Annotated in this window: 18 protein-coding genes; 2 read left to right on the top strand and 16 right to left on the bottom strand. The window is 63.7% G+C overall.

What is annotated here, in order from left to right; genetic code table 11:
• Window positions 1–87: 87 nt before the first annotated feature.
• From dnaE to rpsB, 16 genes are all read right to left on the bottom strand, one after another.
• On the bottom strand, window positions 88–3,612 hold the full coding sequence (gene dnaE / locus RTW82_RS24470) for a DNA polymerase III subunit alpha (protein ID WP_184487679.1): 3,525 nt from the start codon (window positions 3,610–3,612) through the stop codon (window positions 88–90).
• 142 nt (window positions 3,613–3,754) lie between these two features.
• On the bottom strand, window positions 3,755–4,357 hold the full coding sequence (gene rnhB, locus RTW82_RS24465) for a ribonuclease HII (RefSeq protein WP_021219429.1): 603 nt from the start codon (window positions 4,355–4,357) through the stop codon (window positions 3,755–3,757).
• Entirely contained in the window at window positions 4,357–5,490 is a 1,134-nt protein-coding gene (gene lpxB, locus RTW82_RS24460; RefSeq protein ID WP_031287665.1) for a lipid-A-disaccharide synthase, read from the bottom strand. The genes rnhB and lpxB overlap by 1 nt, the downstream gene beginning before the upstream one ends.
• A 4-nt stretch (window positions 5,491–5,494) precedes the next feature.
• Complete coding sequence (lpxA, locus tag RTW82_RS24455; RefSeq protein WP_021219431.1) at window positions 5,495–6,271, bottom strand: acyl-ACP--UDP-N-acetylglucosamine O-acyltransferase; 777 nt, start codon at window positions 6,269–6,271, stop codon at window positions 5,495–5,497.
• Window positions 6,268–6,708: a 3-hydroxyacyl-ACP dehydratase FabZ gene (fabZ, locus tag RTW82_RS24450; protein WP_031287666.1), complete on the bottom strand. Its 441-nt coding sequence runs from the start codon at window positions 6,706–6,708 to the stop codon at window positions 6,268–6,270. The genes lpxA and fabZ overlap by 4 nt, the downstream gene beginning before the upstream one ends.
• Before the next feature lie 48 nt (window positions 6,709–6,756).
• Window positions 6,757–7,815, bottom strand: a complete 1,059-nt coding sequence (gene lpxD / locus RTW82_RS24445; protein ID WP_316926712.1) for a UDP-3-O-(3-hydroxymyristoyl)glucosamine N-acyltransferase — start codon at window positions 7,813–7,815, stop codon at window positions 6,757–6,759.
• Between the two features lies 1 nt (window position 7,816).
• Entirely contained in the window at window positions 7,817–8,320 is a 504-nt protein-coding gene (locus RTW82_RS24440; RefSeq protein WP_031287668.1) for an OmpH family outer membrane protein, read from the bottom strand.
• Window positions 8,321–8,363: 43 nt separating this feature from the next.
• The gene (bamA, locus tag RTW82_RS24435) at window positions 8,364–10,715 is read right to left on the bottom strand and encodes an outer membrane protein assembly factor BamA (protein WP_043243656.1); all 2,352 of its coding nucleotides are present in this window, start codon (window positions 10,713–10,715) and stop codon (window positions 8,364–8,366) included.
• A gap of 74 nt (window positions 10,716–10,789) precedes the next feature.
• Window positions 10,790–12,139, bottom strand: coding sequence for an RIP metalloprotease RseP (gene rseP, locus RTW82_RS24430; protein WP_316926711.1), 1,350 nt, complete (start codon window positions 12,137–12,139; stop codon window positions 10,790–10,792).
• A gap of 14 nt (window positions 12,140–12,153) precedes the next feature.
• Complete coding sequence (ispC, locus tag RTW82_RS24425) at window positions 12,154–13,344, bottom strand: 1-deoxy-D-xylulose-5-phosphate reductoisomerase (protein ID WP_316926710.1); 1,191 nt, start codon at window positions 13,342–13,344, stop codon at window positions 12,154–12,156.
• On the bottom strand, window positions 13,341–14,156 hold the full coding sequence (locus RTW82_RS24420; protein ID WP_316926709.1) for a phosphatidate cytidylyltransferase: 816 nt from the start codon (window positions 14,154–14,156) through the stop codon (window positions 13,341–13,343). Before RTW82_RS24420 ends, ispC begins: the two co-directional genes overlap by 4 nt.
• Before the next feature lie 2 nt (window positions 14,157–14,158).
• Window positions 14,159–14,905, bottom strand: a complete 747-nt coding sequence (gene uppS / locus RTW82_RS24415) for a polyprenyl diphosphate synthase (RefSeq protein ID WP_031287671.1) — start codon at window positions 14,903–14,905, stop codon at window positions 14,159–14,161.
• Between the two features lie 12 nt (window positions 14,906–14,917).
• Window positions 14,918–15,475 carry a ribosome recycling factor gene (gene frr / locus RTW82_RS24410; protein ID WP_021219440.1) on the bottom strand — a complete coding sequence of 186 codons (558 nt, stop codon included), beginning with the start codon at window positions 15,473–15,475 and terminating at the stop codon, window positions 14,918–14,920.
• Window positions 15,472–16,215 (bottom strand): UMP kinase, encoded by a 744-nt coding sequence (gene pyrH, locus RTW82_RS24405; protein WP_021219441.1) that lies wholly within the window; start codon window positions 16,213–16,215, stop codon window positions 15,472–15,474. Before pyrH ends, frr begins: the two co-directional genes overlap by 4 nt.
• Window positions 16,216–16,414: 199 nt before the next feature.
• A complete protein-coding gene (gene tsf / locus RTW82_RS24400) occupies window positions 16,415–17,284 on the bottom strand; it encodes a translation elongation factor Ts (RefSeq protein WP_021219442.1) in 870 nt (289 codons plus the stop codon).
• Window positions 17,285–17,411: 127 nt separating this feature from the next.
• Window positions 17,412–18,155 carry a 30S ribosomal protein S2 gene (gene rpsB, locus RTW82_RS24395; protein ID WP_021219443.1) on the bottom strand — a complete coding sequence of 248 codons (744 nt, stop codon included), beginning with the start codon at window positions 18,153–18,155 and terminating at the stop codon, window positions 17,412–17,414.
• Window positions 18,156–18,424: 269 nt separating this feature from the next.
• Between rpsB and map the strand changes: the two genes are divergently transcribed.
• Both map and RTW82_RS24385 read left to right on the top strand, forming a co-directional pair.
• On the top strand, window positions 18,425–19,207 hold the full coding sequence (map, locus tag RTW82_RS24390) for a type I methionyl aminopeptidase (RefSeq protein ID WP_021219444.1): 783 nt from the start codon (window positions 18,425–18,427) through the stop codon (window positions 19,205–19,207).
• A 38-nt stretch (window positions 19,208–19,245) separates the two neighbouring features.
• Window positions 19,246–21,948: a [protein-PII] uridylyltransferase gene (locus RTW82_RS24385; protein ID WP_316926708.1), complete on the top strand. Its 2,703-nt coding sequence runs from the start codon at window positions 19,246–19,248 to the stop codon at window positions 21,946–21,948.
• The last annotated feature ends 12 nt before the right edge of the window (window positions 21,949–21,960 follow it).

The raw sequence follows: 21,960 nt of genomic DNA, 5'->3' as shown, positions 1-21,960 counted from the left end.
AGGCGGCTGGTTCCATTTGGCGCCCTACCTTAAAGGAAGGGCGCGTGTGGGTCGAGAAAACGAGGGGCGACCGGGCGCCCCTTCGCTTCAGCGGTAGTGCAGGAAGACGTTGTCGCGCCCGAACTGGTCACGCAATGCCTGAATCAAAGCGTCGGCGGGGTCGATCCGCCACTGCTCACCGAACTGCAGCAACGCCTTGGCACTCGCTCCACTGTAGTCCAGCGTGATCGGGCAGGAGCCACGATGGCGATTGCACAGATCAGCCAGCCAGCGCAGGCGATCGCCCTGCAGGACGCTGTGGTCGACCTTCATCCGCAGGCTCTCGGCGAGCCCCGTGCGGGCCTCCTCCAGGCTCATCACGCGCTTGGCACGCAGGCGCAGGCCGCCGGAGAAATCGTCGTGGCTGACCTCGCCCTCGACCACCACCAGCGCGTCGGTCTGCAGCAATGCACTGGCGGAGTTGAAGGCATCGGCGAACAGCGACGCCTCGATGCGACCGGAACGGTCGTCGAGGGTGATGAAGCCCATCTTGTCGCCCTTCTTGTTCTTCATCACCCGCAGGTTGACGATCAGGCCGGCGATGGTCTGGGTGTCACGCGCAGGCTTCAGCTCGACGATGCGCTGGCGGGCGAAGCGACGCACCTCGCCTTCGTATTCGTCGATCGGGTGCCCGGTGAGGTAGATCCCCAGGGCATCCTTCTCGCCCTTGAGCCGCTCCTTGAGGGACAGCTCCTTGGCGTTGCGATGGTTGGCGTACATGTCCGCTTCGGGTTCGGCGAACAGGCCGCCGAACAGGTCCATGTGTCCGCTGTCGTGGCTGCGCGCCGTCTGCTCGGCAGCCTGGATGGCTTCCTCCATGGACGCCAGGAGCACCCCGCGGTTGCGGTCGATGCCCGCCTGGTAGGCCTTGGGCTCTTCGCTGAAGAACGGGCCGAGGCGATCCAGTGCGCCGCCTCGGATCAGGGCGTCCAGGGTACGCTTGTTGACGCGCTTGAGGTCGATGCGGTTGCAGAAATCGAAGAGGTCCTTGAACGGGCCGCCCTCGGCGCGGCACTCGGTGATCGCCTCCACCGGGCCCTCGCCCACACCCTTGATGGCGCCCAGGCCGTAGATGATCTGCCCGGCGTCATCGACGGTGAAGCGGTACTCGGAGTTGTTCACGTCCGGCGCGACGATGCGCAGCTTCATGTTCCGGCACTCTTCGATCAGCGTCACCACCTTATCGGTGTTGTGCATGTCCGCCGTGAGTACCGCCGCCATGAAGGGCGACGGGAAGTGCGCCTTGAGCCAGGCGGTCTGGTAGGAGACCCAGCCGTAGGCTGCCGAGTGGGATTTGTTGAAGCCGTAGCCGGCGAACTTTTCCACCAGGTCGAAGATGTTGCCCGAGAGGTTCTCGTCGATACCGTTGCTGGAGCAGCCTTCGATGAAGCCGCCACGCTGCTTGGCCATCTCCTCGGGCTTCTTCTTGCCCATGGCACGGCGCAACATATCCGCGCCGCCGAGGGTGTAGCCCGCCATCACCTGGGCAATCTGCATCACCTGTTCCTGGTACAGGATGATGCCGTAGGTGGGCTTGAGCACGGGCTCGAGGCCCGCGTACTGGTAGTCCGGGTGCGGGTAGGACAGCTCGGCCCGACCGTGCTTGCGGTTGATGAAGTCGTCCACCATGCCCGATTGCAGCGGGCCCGGGCGGAACAGCGCCACCAGGGCGATCATGTCTTCCAGGCAGTCGGGCTTGAGCTTCTTGATCAGCTCCTTCATGCCGCGGGATTCGAGCTGGAAGACCGCGGTGGTCTCCGCCTTCTGCAGCATGTCGTAGGTTTTCTTGTCATCCAGCGGGATGCGGTCGATATCCACCAGGGGCTTGCCTTCCTTGACCCGCTCCCGGTTGATCATCTCCATGGCCCACTTGATGATCGTCAGCGTACGCAGGCCGAGGAAGTCGAACTTCACCAGGCCGGCGGCTTCAACGTCATCCTTGTCGAACTGGGTCACCAGGCCGCCACCCTCCTCGTCGCACGCGATGGGCGAGAAGTCGGTGAGCTTGGTCGGCGCAATCACCACGCCACCGGCGTGCTTGCCGGTACCACGGGTGATGCCTTCGAGCTTCAGGGCCATGTCCCAGATTTCCTGGGCTTCCTCGTCGACCTTGAGGAAGTCGCGCAGCGCCTCCTCCTGATTGAAGGCGGCCTCCAGGGTCATGCCCACTTCGAAGGGAATCATCTTCGACAGGCGATCGGCCAGGCCGTAGGACTTGCCCTGCACCCGCGCCACATCGCGCACCACCGCCTTGGCCGCCATGGAGCCGAAGGTGATGATCTGGCTTACCGCGTTGCGCCCGTATTTGTCGGCCACGTAGTCGATCACGCGGTCACGGCCGTCCATGCAAAAGTCGACGTCGAAGTCGGGCATGGAAACCCGCTCGGGGTTGAGGAAGCGCTCGAACAACAGGTCATAGGCCAGCGGGTCGAGGTCGGTGATCTTGAGTACGTAAGCCACCAGGGAGCCGGCACCCGAGCCCCGACCAGGGCCCACCGGCACGTCGTTGTTCTTGGCCCACTGGATGAAGTCGGCAACGATCAGGAAGTAACCGGGGAAGCCCATCTGGATGATGGTGCCCAGTTCGAACTCCAGCCGGTCGATGTAAAGCTGGCGCTTTTCCTCGTAGTCGGGCGTGGTGTCCTTGGGCCAGAGCACCTTGAGGCGTTCTTCCAGCCCCTCGTAGGAGGCGTGACGCAGGTAGTCGTCGATGCCCATGCCGTTGGGCGTCGGGAAGTCGGGCAGGAAGTGCTTGCCCAGCTGCACCTCGATGTTGCAACGCTTGGCGATCTCGACGGTGTTCTGCAGCGCCTCGGGAATGTCGGCGAACAGCTCGGCCATCTCCTCCGGGGACTTCAGGTACTGCTGGTCGGAGAAGTTGCGTGGCCGGCGCGGATCGTCAAGGACGCGGCTCTCGCCGATGCAGACGCGGGTCTCGTGAGCATCGAAGTCGCCGGGCTTGATGAAGCGCACGTCGTTGGTCGCCACCAGCAGGGCACCACAGCGGTCTGCCAGGGCGACGGCTGCGTGCACGTGCTCCTCATCGTTGACCCGGGAGGTGCGCTGCAGCTCCAGGTAGAAGCGATCGGGGAAAACGGCCTGCCACTCGGCCAGCAAGGCCTCGGCCCCCGCCTGGTCGCCGTTGAGCAGCGCCATGCCAATCTCGCCCTCCTTGGAACCGGAGAGGGCGATCAGGCCTTCGGCGGCCTCCTTCACCCAGTCGCGCTGGATGATCACTAGGTCGTTGCTCTGGCCTTCCGACCAGCCCCGGGACACGAGTTCGGTAAGGTTGCGATAACCCTTGGCGTTCATCACCAGCAGGGTCATGCGCGTCAGCGGGCCGTCCTCATAAGGGCTGGCCAGCCAGATGTCGGCGCCGCAGATCGGCTTGATGCCACCGCCCATGGCCGCCTTGTAGAACTTGACCAGGGAGCACATGTTGCTCTGGTCGGTGACCGCGACGGCGGGCATACCGGCCCCCGCAACGGCCTTGATCAGGGGCTTGACCCGTACCAGGCCGTCGACCAGGGAGTATTCGGAATGCAGACGGAGATGGACGAAGGCGACAGTCATGGCGGTCCTATTCAAAACGCAAAAACGGCAAGGCCGGGATTGTACAGCGGAAGCGGCAGCAGGCTTCAAGTCGGGAAACGGCCGCTTGCCGGAACGCGCTCCGGCAGGCCGATCAAATGAGGATCAGGCGGACTGACGGGCGTCAGTCGGCGCCTTCGATCACCGCCCGTACCGGCGCGAAGGAGCGCCGGTGAATGGGCGTAGCGCCCAGGCGGCGCAAGGCTTCCAGATGCACGGGCGTGGGGTACCCCTTGTGCCCGCCCATGCCGTAGCCGGGGTACAGCGCGTCCAGCTCCTGCATCTCGCGGTCACGGCTGACCTTGGCCAGGATCGAGGCAGCGGCGATGGCCGGCACCTTGGCGTCGCCCTGGATCACCGGCGCGCTGGGCACGGCGAGTTTCGGGCAGCGGTTGCCGTCGATGAGCGCCAGTTTCGGGGTGATGCTCAGCCCTTCGACCGCACGCTGCATGGCCAGCATGGTGGCGTGGAGGATATTCAGGCGATCGATCTCCTCCACCTCGGCGCGGGCAATGCACCAGGCCAGGGCCTTCTCGCGGATCTCGTCGAACAACGCCTCACGGCGTGCCTCGGTGAGCTTCTTCGAATCATTGAGGCCAAGAATGGGGCGCGCGGGATCGAGGATCACCGCTGCAGTGACCACGGGGCCGCAAAGCGGGCCGCGGCCCACCTCGTCGACGCCGGCAACCAGTTCTTCCACCAGGGCGAAATCCAGACCGAGTTGCATCAGCGGCTTCCTATCAGCTCGAGTACTGCACCGGCCGCTTCCTTGGAAGCGTCGAGGCGCAGGGTACGGTGAATCACGTCGAAGCCCTCGGTCTGCACATCACCGCCATCGAGCAGCGGCACCAGCGTCTGCGCCAGCGCCTCCGCCGTGGCGGCATCCTGCAGCAACTCGGGAACCAGCAGGCGCTGGGCCAGCAGGTTGGGCAGCGAAACATAGGGGCTTTTCACCAAGCGCTTGAGGATGCGATAGGTCATGGGGGCGACCTTGTAGGCCACCACCATCGGGCGCTTGTACAGCAAGGCTTCCAGGGTCGCGGTGCCCGATGCGATCAACACCGCGTCGCACGCCGCCAGGGCCTGGTGCGAACGACCATCGAGCAGCGTCAGCGGCAGGTTCCGGCCCGCCAGCATCTGCTCCAGCTGCTGGCGTCGAGCGGGGCTGGCGCACGGCAGTACGAAGTGCAGGCCCGAACGCATGGAACGCATGCGCTCGGCAGCATCGAGGAACAGGCTGCCGAGCTTGCCCACCTCGCCGCCCCGGCTGCCGGGCATCAGCGCAACCAGCGACACATCCTCCGGGACGTCGATGGCCGCGCGGGCGGCGGCACGGTCGGCCTGCAACGGAATGGTGTCGGCGAGCGGGTGCCCGACGAAACGCACGGGCACCTGATGGGCCTCGTAGAACTGCGCCTCGAAGGGGAACAGGGTGAGCATCAGGTCGCAGCCTTCACGAATCTTCAGCACGCGCTTCTGCCGCCAGGCCCACACGGAGGGGCTGACGTAATGCACGGTGCGAATGCCGGCGCGACGCAACTTGAGCTCGACGCCCAAGTTGAAGTCGGGGGCGTCAATACCGATGAAAACGTCCGGGCGTGCGTCGATCAGGGTGGCGATCAGCCGCTTGCGACGGCGCAGCAGCTCAGGCAGGCGGCCGAGTACCTCGACCAGCCCCATCACCGCGAGACGCTCCATGGGGAAATAGGAAACCAGCCCTTCGGCCTCCATCAACGGTCCACCGACGCCAATGAATTCGGCATCGGGGTGACGGGCTTTGAGGGCTTGCATGAGGCCGGAGCCGAGAATGTCGCCGGACGCCTCGCCGGCGACCAGCGCGATGCGCAATGGACGGGTCATGGGCTCAGCGGGTGATGCCGCGGGTCGAGGACTGGATCGAGTCGCGGAACACCGCAACCTCGGGGAACTGTTCGGAGGATTCGGCCAGCTCGGCGAGCGCCTGCTCGACGGTCAGCCCCTGGCGGTAGACCACCTTGTAGGCACGGCGCAGGGCCTGGATCGCCTCGGCGGAGAAACCACGACGGCGCATGCCCTCGAAGTTCATGCTGCGCGCCTCGGCGGGGTTGCCGAACACGGTGACATAGGCCGGAACATCTTTGCCGATGGCGGTGCCCATGCCGGAGAAGCTGTGGGCGCCGATGCGGCAGAACTGGTGGACCAGGGTGAAGCCGGAGAGGATCGCCCAGTCATCCACATGGACATGGCCCGCCAGCGCGGTGTTGTTGACCAGGATGCAATGATTGGCGATCACGCTGTCGTGGCCGATGTGCACATAGGCCATCAGCAGGTTGTGGTCGCCAATGGTGGTTTCGGATCGGTCCTGCACGGTACCCCGGTGGATGGTGACGCCTTCGCGGATCACATTGTGATCGCCGATCACCAGCCGGGTGGGCTCGCCCTTGTATTTCAGGTCGGGCGTGTCCTCGCCTACCGAAGAAAACTGGTAGATGCGATTGTGCTTGCCGATGCGGGTCGGGCCCTTGATCACTACATGGGGGCCGACCACGCTACCCTCGCCGATTTCCACATCGGGTCCAATGATCGACCAGGGGCCGACCTGGACGTCATCCGCCAGCCGAGCTGACGGATCGATGATGGCGCGAGGGTCGATCAAACTCATAATTTGCGTTCCGCACAAATGATTTCGGCCGAGCAGACTTCCTTGCCATCGACACTGGCCTGGCACTCGAACTTCCAGATGCTGCGCTTGACGCTGCGGAAGCTGGCTTCGAGGATCAGCTGGTCACCCGGCAGCACCGGCTGGCGGAAGCGCAGCTTGTCGGAGCCGACGAAGTAATACAGGGTGCCGTCGGCCGGCTTCACGTCGAGCATCTTGAAACCGAGAATGCCGGCAGCCTGGGCCATCGCTTCGATGATCAGCACGCCCGGCATGATCGGGTGTTCGGGGAAGTGGCCGTTGAAGAATGGCTCGTTGATGCTGACATTCTTGTAGGCGCGAATGCGCTTGCCTTCGATATCCAGATCCACGACCCGATCCACCAGAAGGAAAGGGTAGCGGTGCGGCAGGTATTCGCGAATCTCGTTGATGTCCATCATTTTCCTGGAGCCTTAAAAGGGGATTGGGGATGCGCGGCGCTGCGCGGGTCACGCATCAGATGAAGCATCCCCGCCCGGGGTCACTGACGCCAGGCGCTTTTCCAGCTGTTGCAGACGACGCGCCATGTCATCCAACTGGCGAATCCTGGCTGCGCTCTTCTTCCAATCCGCCGCAGGTTGCATAGCGGTACCGGAGGAATAGGCACCAGGCTCGGTAATGGAACGGGTGACCATGGTCATGCCGGTGACGAACACGCCATCGCAGACCTCGATATGCCCGACCATGCCGACGCCGCCTGCAATCATGCAGTTGCGGCCGATCTTGGTACTACCCGAAATACCCACGCAACCGGCCATAGCGGTGTTGTCACCGATCTGGACGTTGTGGGCGATCATGATCTGGTTGTCCAGTTTCACACCGTTGCCGATCAGGGTGTCGGCCAGGGCGCCGCGGTCGATGGTGGTATTGGCACCCACCTCGACATCGTCACCCAGGGTGACGCCGCCGATCTGCGCGATCTTCTGCCAGACGCCCTTCTCGTTGGCGAAGCCGAAGCCCTCGCCACCGATCACGGCACCCGACTGGATGACCACACGCTTACCGATGCGGACATCGTGGTAAAGCGTGACTCGCGGCGCCAGCCAGCCACCCTCGCCCACCACGCTGCGGGCACCGATTACGCTGTAGGCGCCAACGGTGACGCCCGCGCCAATCTGCGCACCGGACTCGATCACCGCGCCAGGCCCGATGCTCGCCGACGGATCGACGATGGCATCGGCCGCGACTACCGCACTCGGATGGATACCGGCAGCGGAGACGGGTTTGGGATCGAACAGGTGGGAGAGCCGGGCGTAGGCCAGGTAGGGGTTGGGCACCAGAAGCGCGTCACCGGTGAAGCCTTCGGCATCGGCCGGGGTCAGCAGCACGGCGGCAGCGCGGGTATCGACGAGAAACTTGCGGTACTGCGGATTGGCCAGGAAGGTCAGCTGATCGGGGCCAGCGTCCTGCAGGGTGGCCAATCCGGAGACAACCCTTGCCTCGTCGCCACGCAAGGTGGCGTCGAGACGCTCGGCCAACTGGCCGAGGGTAAAGGTCGGGGCGGTCATATCAGCGCAGTTGGTTCATGCGCTCGATGACCTGGCGGGTGATGTCGTACTGAGGTTTGACATCGATCACCGCACCACGCTCCAGCACCAGGTCGTAGCTGCCCTTCTTCAGGACTTCTTCGACGGCCTGGTCCAGCTTCGGCTTGAGCTGCTTGAGCATCTCGCGATCAGCCACGGCCTTGGCTTCGTTCAGTTCCTTGGACTGGAACTGGAAGTCACGGGCTTTCTGCTTGAATTCGAGCTCCAGGCGCTCACGCTCAGCCTGCTGCATCTTCTCGCCTTCCTTGACCAGGCGATCCTGGATGCGCTTGGCGTCGCTTTCCAGGGTCTTCAGCTTGGTCAGCTGCGGGCCGAACTTCTTCTCGGCATCCACGGCGTACTTCTTCGCCGAATCCGATTCGAGGAGCGCCATCTGATAGTTCAGTACCGCAACCTTCATCTCGGCAAAAGCCGGAGAGGCCATCAGGGCCGCGGCAACCAGAACGATTTGAGTCAACTTACGCACGATGCACTCCTGCAACAAACACTGTTGTCTTCTTGATCAGCAATTAGAAAGTCTGGCCCAGGGAGAACTGGAATACCTGGGTGTCGGCATTGTCCGGCTTCTTCACCGGCATGCCCAGGCTGAAGCTCAACGGCCCCAGCGCGGTGATCCAGGTCAGCCCCACACCCACGGAGCTGGCGAGGTCGCCTGCGTTGATGCTGCTGCAGTTGGTCGCGGTGGACGAGCAACTGGTGTCGAACACGTTACCCACGTCCCAGAACAGCACGGTACGCAGTTGGCGCTGGTCCTTGACGAAGGGCAGCGGGAACAGCAGCTCTACGCCGCCCTGTACCAGTACGTTGCCACCGAAGGGCAGCGGATCCTGGTCCGGGTCGGTGATGGTGCCAGGGTTTTTACCCCGACTCGGCGTACTGCGCGGACCGAGGCTGCTGTCTTCGAAGCCACGCACCGAGTTGAAGCCGCCGGCGAAGTAATGCTCGTAGAACGGCAGTTCGGAGGTGGAGCCGTAGCTGTCGCCGTAGCCCAGTTCGGTGTGCCAGCGCAGCGCGGTGTTCTGGCTCAGCGGGGTGAACAGCTGGGCGCGGTAGTCGAGCTTGAAGAACGACAGGTCGCTGCCCGGTAGGGTGCTTTCCAGCACCAGGCTCTGGGAATGACCACGGTTGGCCAGCACGCCACGGTTCAGTGTGGATTCGGACCAGCCGATGGAGCCCTTGAAGTTCAGGTAGCTGTCGCCTTCCTGGCGGATGAAGTCGAAGATCTCGTCGACGGTGTACAGGCCGGTGTCGATCTCGTCCTGCTGCACGGTCAGGCCGAAGGTCAGGCGCGAGGTCTCGTTGATCGGGTAGCCGACGCTGACGCCGCCACCGAGGCTGTTCACCGAGTAGCTGGATACGTCGACATCGAGGTCGTCGTAGTCGGTGGTGCGATAGAAGGCGTTGTAGCCCAGGCTCACACCGTCGACGGTCCAGTAGGGGTCGACGAAACCAAAGTTGTAGCGGGTCTGGTACTCGGAGCGGGTCAGGCCGATGCTGACCTTGTTACCGGTACCGAGGAAGTTGTTCTGGCTGATCGAGCCACCAAGGATCAGGCCTGCGCTCTGGGCGAAGCCGACGCTGGCGGTGATGGAGCCGGAGGGTTGCTCTTCCACGCTGTAGTTGACGTCCACCTGGTCGTCGGTGCCGGGGACCTGCGGGGTCTCGACGTTGACTTCCTTGAAGAAGCCCAGGCGCTCGAGGCGGGTCTTCGACTGGTCGATCAGGTAGGTCGACGCCCAGCCACCTTCCATCTGACGCATTTCGCGACGCAGCACTTCGTCCTCGGACTTGGTGTTGCCACGGAAGTTGATGCGGTTGACGTAGGCACGCTTGCCCGGGTCGACGGCGAAGGTCACGGAAACGGTGTGATCTTCGTCATGTGCCTGAGGCACGCCGTTGACGTTGGCGAAGGTGTAACCCTCGTTACCCAGACGGCGGGTGATCAGTTCGGACGTGGTGGTCATGATCTTGCGGGAGAAGACCTGACCTTCCTTGACCAGCAGCAGCGCCTTCACTTCCTCTTCAGGCACCTTCAGGTCGCCGGAGAGCTTCACGTCGCGAATGGTGTACTTCTCGCCCTCATCGACGTTGACGGTAATGTAGACGTGCTTCTTGTCCGGGGTGATGGACACCTGGGTGGAGGAGATGTCCATGTTGATGTAGCCGCGGTCCAGGTAATAGGAACGCAGGCGCTCCAGGTCACCGGAGAGTTTCTCGCGGGCGTACTTGTCATCGTTCTTGAAGAAAGACAGCCAGTTGGTGGTTTTCAGCTCGAAGAGGCCGATCAGGTCCTCATCGGGGAATACGGTGTTACCCACCACGTTGATGTGCTGGATCGCGGCAACCGTGCCTTCGTTGATGTTGATCTTCAGCGCGACACGGTTGCGCGGCTGCGGGATCACTTCGGCGTCGATCTCGGCGGAGTAACGGCCCTGGGCCACGTACTGGCGCTGCAGTTCGTTACGCACGCCTTCGAGGGTGGCACGCTGGAAGATCTCGCCCTCGGAGAGGCCGGACTGCTTCAGGCCCTTGAGCAGGTCTTCGCTGGTGATGGCCTTGTTGCCCTCGATTTCGATGCTGGAAATCGACGGGCGCTCGACCACGGTGATCACCAGAACGCCGTTGTCACGGCCAAGCTGGATGTCCTGGAAGAAACCGGTCTTGAACAGGGCCCTAGTGGCTTCAACCAAGCGGCGGTCATCCGCCTGATCGCCGACGTTGAGCGGCAGAGCACCGAACACGCTGCCGGCGGATACCCGCTGCAGGCCGTTTACGCGGATGTCGGAGATGGTGAAGGACTCGGCGTGAACTTCGCCGATCATGAGTGCGGCGAGCACCGCAGTTAGCAGCAGGCGTTTCATGAAGTCCTTTTTTATTCCAACTGATAATAAGGAATCTGCCGCGAAGGGCGGCAGATCCGGAATTCAGTGACGCGTTACAGACGACCCAGGTCGTTCACCAGAGCCAATAGCATGACCCCGACGACAAGACTGATGCCGATCTGCACCCCCCACGCTTGCACCCGCTCTGACAGTGGTCGTCCACGCGCCCATTCAATCAGGTAGAACAGCAGGTGCCCCCCGTCCAGGACGGGAATTGGCAACAGATTGAGAACCCCCAGGCTTATGCTCAGGTAGGCCAGGAAATTCAGGAAATCTCCCACGCCGGACTGGGCTGAAGCGCCCGCCACTTTAGCAATGGTTATCGGCCCGCTCAAGTTTTTTACCGAGAGCTCGCCGAGCAACATTTTCTTTAGGGAATCCAGAGTTAGCAGGCTCATGGACCAGGTGCGACCCGCTGCCTCACCTATGGCATCCAGCGGACCGAAGCTGACCTCGCGCAGCATCTCTTTCGGCCACTCCCCCGCCTTGACACCCGCGCCGAGGAAGCCGCTGCGGGCTTCACCCTCTCCACGCGCACCCAGGGTGACCGGCATCTCGGCGACCTGGCCGTCACGCTCGTAGCGCACGGTGATGCGCTGCCCGGGACGACTGCGGACGAAATCGACCAGTTGCTGCCAGTCGTCGAGCACCTGCCCGTCGAGCGCGCGGATACGGTCACCAGGGCGCAGGCCAGCTGCCTGCGCCGGACCTTCCGGCACCTCGTCCAGCACCGGCGGCATGGCCGGGCGCCAGGGACGGATGCCGAGAGAGCCGATGGGATCGGGCTCGTCGGCGCCCTTCAGCCATTTATCCAGATGGAGCTGCACCGGCGTCTCGGCAGACGAGCCTTCGCCTCGCACCACCAGGTTCAATTCACCGCTTTCACCGAGACGACGCACCAGTTGCAGGTTCACCCCACCCCAGCCGCTGACCGCCTTGCCGTCGATGGAGAGGATTTCCTGCCCCACCTGCAAGCCACCCTGGGCGGCGATGCTGTCGGGGGCGACCGAACCCACTACTGGGCGCACCTGCTGGGTACCCAACATGGCCAGGACCCAGAAGAACAGCAGCGCGAGAAGGAAGTTGGCGATGGGGCCGGCGGCGACGATGGCGATGCGCTGGCCGACAGGCTTGCGATTGAACGACTGGTCGAGCAGCGCGGCAGGTACCTCCGCCTCGCGCTCGTCGAGCATCTTCACGTAGCCGCCCAGGGGGATGGCGGCGATCACGAACTCGGTGCCCTGGCGGTCATGCCAGCGCACCAGCGGGGTGCCGAAGCCGACGGAGAACCGCAGGACCTTGACGCCGCAGCGGCGAGCGACCCAGAAGTGGCCGAACTCGTGGAAGGTAACCAACACACCGAGCGCCACCAGGGTGCCCAGAACCATGTAAAGCGCGCTCATCGTAAACCTCCGGGCTAGCGCCCGTGACGGGCCAGCCAATCCTGCGCCGCAGCGCGTGCACGGGCGTCCGCGAGCAGCACGGCGTCCAGCGTTTCGACCGCCAGCACCGATTCGCGGTTCAGCACCTCATCGATGATACTCGCGATCTCGGTGAAGCGAATCCGCCGCCCGAGGAAGGCATCCACGGCCACCTCGTTGGCGGCATTGAGCATCGCTGGGGCGCTGCCGCCCTCCTCCGCCGCCTGTCGCGCCAGGCGCAGGCAGGGGAAACGTGTTTCATCGGGCTCCTGGAAATCCAGACGGCCGATACGGAACAGATCCAGGGGCGAGACACCGGAGTCGATACGCTCCGGCCAGGCCAGGGCATGGGCGATGGGCGTGCGCATGTCGGGGTTGCCCAACTGGGCCAGCACCGAACCGTCGACGTAGTCGACCAGGGAATGAATGACGCTCTGAGGGTGGATAACCACCTCGATCTGCGCCGGGCTTGCATCGAACAGCCAGCAGGCCTCGATCAGCTCGAGCCCCTTATTCATCATGCTCGCCGAGTCCACGGAGATCTTGCGCCCCATGGACCAGTTGGGATGGGCACAGGCCTGCTCGGGGGTCACATCGCGCAGCGCGTCCAGCGATGTTTCGCGGAACGGGCCACCGGACGCGGTGAGGAGGATGCGTCGCACGCCGACCTGGGCCAGCCCACGGGCGTAGTCGCCGGGCAGGCACTGGAAGATCGCGTTGTGTTCACTGTCGATGGGCAGCAGTACAGCACCACTGTGGCGCACCGCCTGCATGAACAGCGCACCGGACATCACCAGGGCTTCCTTGTTGGCCAGCAGCACGCGCTTGCCGGCCTCGACCGCCGCCAGGGTCGGTTTTAGCCCGGCCCCACCGACGATGGCGGCCATGACCGCATCGACCTCGGGATGGGAGGCGACCTCGCACAGCCCGCTCTCGCCCACCAACACCTCGGTGGTCAGGCCGGCACCCTGCAAGCCGGCCTGCAACTGGCGGGCGGACTCCTGGTCGGGCACCACGGCATAGCGCGGGCGGTGCCGCAGGCACAGCGCCTGGAGCTCGGACAGGCGACTGAAACCACTCAGGGCAAAGGCTTCGTAGCGCAGCGGGTGCCGCGCAATGACGTCCAGGGTGCTGAGGCCGATGGAGCCGGTGGCCCCCAGCACGGTAATGCGCTGGGGACGACTCACAGACTGCCCCAGCCCGCGATCCACAGCAGCGCGGCGAACATCGGGATGGCCGCGGTGAGGCTGTCGATACGGTCGAGCACGCCGCCATGGCCAGGCAGCAGGTTGCTGCTGTCCTTGATGCCGGACTGGCGCTTGAACATGCTTTCAGTGAGGTCGCCCACCACCGAGATCAACACCACCAGCGCCGCACCGAGCAGGCCGGCGAGCAGCTCACCGCCCGCCCAGCCGCGGAAGATACCCACGCCGAGGGTGATCAGCAGGCTGGTGCACAGGCCGCCGATCAGCCCTTCCCAGCTCTTGCCGGGACTGACGGCCGGAGCCAGCTTGCGCTTGCCGAAGGCCTTGCCGGAAAAATAGGCGCCGATATCGGCAGCCCAGACCAGCACCATCACCGCAAGGATCAGCCAGTTGGCCAGCGGCCACTGCTTGAACAGCACCAGGCCTTGCCAGGCCGGCAGGAGAATCAGCAGGCCGATGACCAGCTTGCCCACAGAGCCACCCCAGTAGCGGCTGCTGGCGGGATAACCGAGCACCAGCAAGGTCGCTGCCACCCACCAGAGGATGCCGGCAGCGAGAACCCAGGGCGCCAGGGCCGGCAGCTGGTAAAGACCGAACAGCAGGGCCGCCACCAGTGCGGCATAACCAACACGGGCAGGCTGGGCGCCGAAACCGGCGAGACGCGCCCATTCCCAGGCACCCAGGCTGACCACCAGGCCGATGAACAGCGCGAAAGCGCCGCCATCGAGCAGGAAGAAACCTCCCAGCGCGATGGGCAGCAGCACCAGCGCGGTGATGATTCGTTGTTTCAGCATCGTTAGCGGGCCTCGGCTTCTATCTGTTCGCTGGTCTTGCCGAACCGGCGCTGGCGCATGGCGAAATCGGCCAGGGCCTTGCGCATGGCTTCGTGCTTGAAGTCAGGCCAGAACAGATCGGAGAAATACAGCTCGGCATAGGCCAACTGCCAGAGCAGGAAATTACTGATGCGATGCTCGCCACCGGTGCGGATGCACAGGTCAGGCAGCGGCAGGTCGCCAGTGGCCAGGCAGTTCTGCAACAGCCCGGGAGTGATTTCGTCCACCTGCAGGTGCCCGGCCTGGACTTCACGGGCCAGGCGCTGAGCGGCCTGGGTGATGTCCCACTGGCCACCGTAGTTGGCGGCGATCTGCAGGGTGAAGCGATGCTCGCCGGCGGTCAGCAGCTCGGCTTCACGCATCGCAGCCTGCAACTCAGGGTGAAAGCGCGAACGATCACCGATGATGCGCAAGCGGATCTGGTTGTCGTTCAGGCGCCGCGCCTCCCGGCGCAAGGCCGAGAGGAACAGCTCCATCAGCGCGCCGACCTCTTCGGCCGGGCGCTGCCAGTTCTCACTGGAGAATGCGAACAGGGTGAGCACCTCGACACCGGCCTCGGCGCACACCTCGATAACCGCACGAACGGCGTCGACACCGGCCTTGTGGCCGGCGACGCCTGGCAGCAGGCGCTTCTTTGCCCAGCGATTGTTGCCATCCATGATGATCGCCACATGACGCGGGATCGCTGGAGAAACGCCTTTCTTTTCCATATGCGGGTGCCGTCAGACAGCCATCAGGTCGTTTTCTTTGCCTTCCAGGCCCTTATCGACCTCAGCGACGAACTTGTCGGTCAGCTTCTGCACATCATCAGCGGCGCGACGCTCTTCGTCTTCGCTGATCGCCTTTTCCTTTACCAGGTCCTTCAGCTGGGCCAGCGCATCACGGCGGATGTTACGCACCGCGACACGGGCGTTCTCGGCTTCAGCGCGAGCCTGCTTGGTGTAGCCCTTGCGGGTTTCCTCGGTCAGGGCCGGCATCGGTACGCGGATGGTGGTGCCCGCGGTGGCCGGGTTCAGGCCGAGGTCGGACGTCATGATGGCCTTCTCGACCGCCTGGATCATGCTCTTGTCGAACACGGTCAGGGCCAGGGTGCGGGAATCCTCGGCGGTCACGTTGGCCACCTGGCGCAGCGGGGTATCGGTGCCGTAGTAAGACACCATCACGCTGTCCAGAATGCTCGGGTGCGCACGGCCGGTGCGGATCTTGGCGAAGGCATGACCCAGCGACTCCAGGGTCTTCGTCATGCGTTCCTGCGTGTCCTTCTTGATCTCGTTGATCATTGCTCGCCCTCCTCGATCAGGGTTCCTTCGGCGCCACCCACAACGATGTTCAACAGGGCGCCGGGTTTGTTCATGTTGAAGACCCGCAGCGGCATCTTCTGGTCACGACACAGGCAAATCGCCGTCAAGTCCATCACGCCCAGCTTGCGATCCAGCACCTCGTCATAGGTGAGGTGATCGAATTTCTCGGCGTTCGGATCCTTGAAGGGGTCGGCAGTGTACACGCCATCCACCTTGGTGGCTTTCAATACCACGTCAGCATCGATCTCGATGGCGCGCAGGCAGGCCGCCGAGTCGGTGGTGAAGAATGGGTTGCCGGTGCCGGCGGAGAAGATCACCACTTCGCCACTCTTGAGGTGGCGCATAGCCTTGCGGCGGTCGTAGTGATCGGTCACGCCGACCATGGAGATGGCCGACATCACCAGCGCGGGGATGTTGGAACGCTCAAGGGCGTCGCGCATGGCCAGGCCGTTCATCACGGTGGCCAGCATGCCCATGTGGTCGCCGGTGACCCGGTCCATGCCGGCGGCACTGAGGGCGGCACCGCGGAACAAGTTGCCGCCGCCGATGACCAGGCCGACCTGGACGCCAATGCCCACCAACTGACCGATTTCCAGCGCCATGCGGTCCAGGACCTTCGGATCGATCCCGAACTCCTCGGCACCCATCAGGGCTTCGCCGCTGAGTTTGAGCAGAATGCGTTTATAGCGAGGTTGACGACCACTCACCTGCTGAGCCATTACGAGTTCTCCTGCGGCGTATTGAATTCATGGAGCACGGGGCTCCCGCGTTCTGGAGCGTAGCTTCGACTACGCACGCGGCACTTGGTGCCCGCCTGGCGGGCCTGGCCACGGAGCCACCCAAAAGGGCTCCCCAGTTTGACGAAGAGGCCGCGCGCGTGAGCGGGCAGCCTCTTCCAGGGCGACAGCCTAGGCTGTCTTACTGCTTGGTTGCAGCGACTTGAGCAGCAACTTCGGCAGCGAAGTCCACTTCGACCTTCTCGATGCCTTCGCCTACTTCGTAACGTACGAAGGAAACGATCTCGGCGCCGGCTTTCTTGGCCAGGTCACCGACCTTGACTTCCGGATCCTTGACGAACGGCTGCTCGACCAGGCTGGCTTCGGCGAGGAACTTGGCGATACGGCCCTTGACCATGTTCTCGACGATGTTTTCCGGCTTGCCGGCGATCTTGTCGGCGTTCAGGGCCAGGAAGATTTCCTTTTCCTTGGCAACGGCTTCTTCGGAAACCTGGGAAGCGTTCAGGAACTGCGGGTTGCTGGCAGCCACGTGCATGGCGATATCGCGAGCCAGTTCGACGCTGCCGCCTTTCAGGCTGACCAGAACGCCGATGCGGTGGCCGTGCAGGTAGGCACCCACGACGTCACCCTCGACGCGGGTCAGGCGACGGATGTTGACGTTTTCGCCAGTCTTGGAAACCAGGGCCAGACGGGCGTCTTCGCGGGAGGCAACCAGCGGAGCGGCGTCGGTCAGCTTCTCTTCGAAAGCCTGGTCGATGGTGGCGGCGACGAAGTTCTTGAAGTCGTCCTGCAGAGCCAGGAAGTCGGTCTGGGAGTTGACTTCGATGATCACGGCGGCCTTGTTGTCGGCAGCAACCTTGACGGCGATGGCGCCTTCGGCAGCGATGTTGCCGGACTTCTTGGCAGCCTTGATGGCACCCGCGGCACGCATGTCGTCGATGGCTTTTTCGATGTCGCCTTCGGCCGCGGTCAGGGCCTTCTTGCAATCCATCATGCCCAGGCCGGTGCGCTCGCGCAGTTCTTTAACCAGGGCTGCAGTAATCTCTGCCATGTTCGCTATCCTCTTGAATAGGTTTTCAACCATTCAGCCCGGCATTCCGGGCAGACAAATATCTAAGGTGGCAAAAAGGGGGCCTAGCCCCCTTCTTGCGCACCGGGTAACGCTAAGCGCGCCGGCCTCAGCCTTCGGCAGCCTCGGAAGCAGCAGCTTCTTCGACGAACTCGTCAGCACCGCCATTGGCGTTCTGACGGCCACGCAGTACGGCGTCAGCCATGGCACCCAGGTACAGCTGAACGGCGCGGATGGCGTCGTCGTTACCAGGGATGATGTAGTCAACGCCTTCCGGGCTGCTGTTGGTATCGACTACGCCGATGACCGGGATGCCCAGCTTGTTGGCTTCGGTGATAGCGATGCGCTCGTGGTCAACGTCAACCACGAACAGAGCGTCCGGCAGGCCGCCCATGTCCTTGATACCACCCAGGCTGCGTTCCAGTTTTTCCAGATCGCGGGTGCGCATCAGCGCTTCTTTCTTGGTCAGTTTGGCGAAAGTGCCGTCCTGAGCCTGACCTTCCAGATCACGCAGACGCTTGATCGACTGACGGATGGTCTTGTAGTTGGTCAGCATGCCGCCGAGCCAGCGGTGATCGACGTACGGGGAGCCGCAACGAGCAGCTTCTTCGCGGACGATCTTGCCAGCGGAACGCTTGGTGCCGACGAACAGAACCTTGTTTTTGCCTGCAGCCAGTTTCTCAACGAAGGACAGGGCCTCGTTGAACATCGGCAGGGTTTTTTCAAGGTTGATGATGTGGATCTTGTTACGCGCGCCGAAAATGAACTTGCCCATTTTCGGGTTCCAGTAACGGGTCTGGTGGCCGAAGTGCACACCGGCCTTCAGCATATCGCGCATGTTGACTTGGGACATGATAGTTCCTTGATAAGTCGGGTTAGGCCTCCACGTACCCCAATCTCCAACCCTTGCGGGCACCCAGGAAATCGTGTCGATACGTGTGTGGGGTTTGTGCTTCAGGACAGGGTTGCCCATAAAGCGGCGCGTTTTATAGCACAGAATTCATCCCGAAGCTATAAGCTCGGAACCCGAAGCGAGACGCGTCGGGCCTTCTTGCAGCTTCAAGCTTCGGGCTTCCAGCTGTTAAGATTGCACCCTTTATATAGAAACGCTCGAGAACCGCCATGACCGTGACCATCAAGACGCCCGCAGAAATCGAAAAGATGCGCGTGGCAGGCCGCCTGGCCGCCGAAGTCCTGGAGATGATCGGCGAGCACGTCAAACCCGGCGTGACCACCGAAGAACTCGACCGCATCTGCCACGACTACATCGTCAACGTGCAGAAAGCGATTCCCGCCCCGCTCAACTACAAAGGCTTCCCCAAGTCCATCTGCACCTCGATCAACCATGTGGTGTGCCACGGCATTCCCAACGAGAAGGCGCTGAAGGACGGCGACACCCTGAACATCGACGTAACCGTCATCAAGGACGGCTACCACGGCGACACCAGCCGCATGTTCCACGTCGGCAAGGTGCCGGTCTGGGCCGAGCGCCTGTCCCAGGTCACCCAGGAGTGCATGTACAAGGCCATCGAACTGGTCAAGCCGGGCTGCCGCCTGGGCGACATCGGCGAGGTGATCCAGAAGCATGCCGAGAAGAACGGCTTCTCGGTGGTCCGCGAGTTCTGCGGCCACGGCATCGGCGCGGTGTTCCATGAAGAGCCGCAGATCCTCCACTACGGCCGTGCCGGCACCGGCATGGAGCTCAAGGCGGGGATGACCTTCACCATCGAGCCGATGATCAACCAGGGCCGTGCCGAGACCAAGGTACTGGGCGACGGCTGGACCGCCATCACCAAGGACCGCAAGCTCTCCGCGCAGTGGGAACACACCCTGGTGGTGACCGAGACCGGCTACGAGATCTTCACCCTGCGCAGCGACGACACCATTCCCCGGGTTTCTGCCTGAGTCCTGACCCCGCCCCACAGCTATAAGGAAGGCGACCGATGCCGCAGGTGGATCCCGAACTGTTCGACCGCGGCCAGTTCCAGGCCGAGCTGGCGCTGAAATCCAGCCCCATCGCCGCCTTCAAGAAGGCCATCCGCCAGGCGAAGGAGGTGCTCGACACCCGCTTCGCCAATGGTCGCGACATCCGCCGCCTGGTGGAAGACCGCGCCTGGTTCGTCGACCAGCTCCTGCGCGCCGCCTGGGAGCGCTTCGACTGGAGCGAAGACGCCGACATCGCCCTGCTGGCGGTCGGCGGCTACGGCCGGGGCGAGCTGCACCCCTATTCCGACATCGACCTGCTGATCCTCCTGGACAGCGCCGACCACGAAACCTTTCGCGAATCCATCGAGGGCTTCCTCACCCTGCTCTGGGACATCGGCCTGGAAGTCGGGCAGAGCGTGCGCTCGGTGGACGAATGCGCCGATGAGGCCCGCGCCGACCTGACGGTGGTCACCAACCTGATGGAAAGCCGCACCATCGCCGGCCCGGAAAGCCTGCGCAGGCGCATGCAGGACGTCACCAGCCCCGAGCGCATGTGGCCGAGCAAGGACTTCTTCCTCGCCAAGCGCCAGGAGCAGAAGGCCCGCCACGCCAAGTACAACGACACCGAATACAACCTCGAGCCCAACGTGAAGGGCTCGCCTGGGGGCCTGCGCGACATCCAGACCATCCTCTGGGTCGCCCGCCGCCAGTTCGGCAGCCTCAACCTGCACGCCCTGGTAAAGGAAGGCTTCCTCGTGGAAAGCGAATGCAGCATGCTCGCCTCCAGCCAGGAGTTTCTCTGGAAGGTGCGCTACGCCCTGCACATGCTCGCCGGCCGCGCCGAGGACCGCCTGCTGTTCGACCACCAGCGCAAGCTGGCCGGGCTGCTGGGCTTCCAGGGCGACGATGCCAAGCAGGCCATCGAACACTTCATGCAGAAGTACTACCGCGTGGTGATGGGCGTCGCCGAGCTCAGCGACCTGATCAACCAGCACTTCGAGGAAGTCATCCTGCGCAGCGCCGAGTCGTCGCCCGCGCAGCCGCTCAACAGCCGCTTCCAGCTGCGTGACCGCTACATCGAAGTCACCCACCCCAACGTCTTCAAGCGCACCCCCTTCGCCCTGCTGGAAATCTTCGTGCTGATGGCCCAGCACCCCGAGATCAAGGGCGTGCGTGCCGACACCATCCGCCTGCTGCGCGACAGCCGCCACCTGATCGACGACGACTTCCGCAGCGACATCCGCAACACCAGCCTGTTCATCGAGCTGTTCAAGTCGTACCAGGGCATCCACCGCAACCTGCGACGGATGAACCGCTACGGCATCCTCGGCCTCTACCTGCCCGAGTTCGGCCACATCATCGGGCAGATGCAGCACGACCTGTTCCACATCTATACGGTCGACGCCCACACGCTCAACCTGATCAAGCACCTGCGCAAGCTCAAGTGGCCCGAACTGGCGGAGAAGTTCCCCCTGGCCAGCAAGGTCATCGACAAGCTGCCCAAGCCCGAGCTGATCTATATCGCCGGTCTCTACCACGATATCGGCAAGGGCCGTGGCGGCGACCATTCCGAGCTCGGCGCCGTCGACGCCGAAGCCTTCTGCGCCCGGCACCAGTTGCCGGCCTGGGACTCGCGCCTGGTCACCTGGCTGGTGCAGAACCACCTGGTCATGTCCACTACCGCGCAGCGCAAGGACCTCTCCGACCCGCAGGTGATCTTCGACTTCGCCCAGCTGGTCGGCGACCAGACCCACCTCGACTACCTCTACGTACTCACCGTGGCCGACATCAACGCCACCAACCCGAGCCTTTGGAACTCCTGGCGCGCCAGCCTGCTGCGCCAGCTCTACACCGAAACCAAGCGCGCCCTGCGCCGCGGCCTGGAAAACCCGCTGGACCGCGAAGAGCAGATCCGCCAGACCCAGACCGCCGCCATCGACATCCTCGTGCGCAACGGCATCGACCAGGACGACGCCGAGCAACTCTGGTCCCAGCTCGGCGACGACTACTTCCTGCGCCACACCGCCAACGACGTGGCCTGGCACACCGAAGCCATCCTCCAGCACCCGGCCGGCAACGACCCGCTGGTGCTGATCAAGGAAACCGCCCAGCGCGAGTTCGAGGGCGCCACCCAGATCTTCATCTACGCCCCGGACCAGCACGACTTCTTCGCCGTGACCGTGGCCGCGATGAGCCAGCTCAACCTCAACATCCACGACGCGCGGATCATCACCTCCACCAGCCAGTTCACCCTCGACACCTACATCGTGCTCGACACCGCCGGTGGCTCCATCGGCGACAACCCGGCGCGGGTGAAGGAAATCCGCGAGGGCCTGATCGAGGCGCTGAAGAACCCCGACGAGTACCCGGCGATCATCCAGCGCCGCGTACCGCGCCAGCTCAAGCACTTCGCCTTCCCGCCCCAGGTGACCATCTCCAACGACGCCCAGCGCCCGGTGACCGTGCTCGAACTGATCGCCCCCGACCGCCCCGGCCTGCTGGCGCGCATCGGGCGCATCTTCCTCGACTTCGACCTGTCGCTGCAGAACGCCAAGATCGCCACCCTCGGCGAGCGGGTGGAAGACGTGTTCTTCGTCACCGACGCCGACAACCAGCCGCTGGCCGACCCCGAGCTGTGCCGGCGCCTGCAGGCCGCCATCGTCTCGCAGCTGTCCGAAGCCAACGCCCAGGGCGTGGACCCGAATCGCATCAGTATCTGAGCGCGCCCGTGC

The organism is Pseudomonas sp. zfem005, assembly GCF_032621735.1.
Taxonomy (GTDB): Bacteria; Pseudomonadota; Gammaproteobacteria; order Pseudomonadales; family Pseudomonadaceae; genus Metapseudomonas; species Metapseudomonas solani.
This window is presented reverse-complemented; position numbering and strand designations above follow the sequence as displayed.

What these genes read in the sequence shown, in the direction of transcription:
- dnaE (WP_184487679.1), bottom strand. Translation starts at nt 3,612, where the DNA reads ATGACTGTCGCCTTCGTCCATCTCCGTCTGCATTCCGAATACTCCCTG.
- rnhB (WP_021219429.1), bottom strand. Translation starts at nt 4,357, where the DNA reads ATGCAACTCGGTCTGGATTTCGCCCTGGTGGAAGAACTGGTTGCCGGC.
- lpxB (WP_031287665.1), bottom strand. Translation starts at nt 5,490, where the DNA reads ATGACCCGTCCATTGCGCATCGCGCTGGTCGCCGGCGAGGCGTCCGGC.
- lpxA (WP_021219431.1), bottom strand. Translation starts at nt 6,271, where the DNA reads ATGAGTTTGATCGACCCTCGCGCCATCATCGATCCGTCAGCTCGGCTG.
- fabZ (WP_031287666.1), bottom strand. Translation starts at nt 6,708, where the DNA reads ATGATGGACATCAACGAGATTCGCGAATACCTGCCGCACCGCTACCCT.
- lpxD (WP_316926712.1), bottom strand. Translation starts at nt 7,815, where the DNA reads ATGACCGCCCCGACCTTTACCCTCGGCCAGTTGGCCGAGCGTCTCGAC.
- bamA (WP_043243656.1), bottom strand. Translation starts at nt 10,715, where the DNA reads ATGAAACGCCTGCTGCTAACTGCGGTGCTCGCCGCACTCATGATCGGC.
- rseP (WP_316926711.1), bottom strand. Translation starts at nt 12,139, where the DNA reads ATGAGCGCGCTTTACATGGTTCTGGGCACCCTGGTGGCGCTCGGTGTG.
- RTW82_RS24420 (WP_316926709.1), bottom strand. Translation starts at nt 14,156, where the DNA reads ATGCTGAAACAACGAATCATCACCGCGCTGGTGCTGCTGCCCATCGCG.
- uppS (WP_031287671.1), bottom strand. Translation starts at nt 14,905, where the DNA reads ATGGAAAAGAAAGGCGTTTCTCCAGCGATCCCGCGTCATGTGGCGATC.
- frr (WP_021219440.1), bottom strand. Translation starts at nt 15,475, where the DNA reads ATGATCAACGAGATCAAGAAGGACACGCAGGAACGCATGACGAAGACC.
- pyrH (WP_021219441.1), bottom strand. Translation starts at nt 16,215, where the DNA reads ATGGCTCAGCAGGTGAGTGGTCGTCAACCTCGCTATAAACGCATTCTG.
- tsf (WP_021219442.1), bottom strand. Translation starts at nt 17,284, where the DNA reads ATGGCAGAGATTACTGCAGCCCTGGTTAAAGAACTGCGCGAGCGCACC.
- rpsB (WP_021219443.1), bottom strand. Translation starts at nt 18,155, where the DNA reads ATGTCCCAAGTCAACATGCGCGATATGCTGAAGGCCGGTGTGCACTTC.
- map (WP_021219444.1), top strand. Translation starts at nt 18,425, where the DNA reads ATGACCGTGACCATCAAGACGCCCGCAGAAATCGAAAAGATGCGCGTG.
- RTW82_RS24385 (WP_316926708.1), top strand. Translation starts at nt 19,246, where the DNA reads ATGCCGCAGGTGGATCCCGAACTGTTCGACCGCGGCCAGTTCCAGGCC.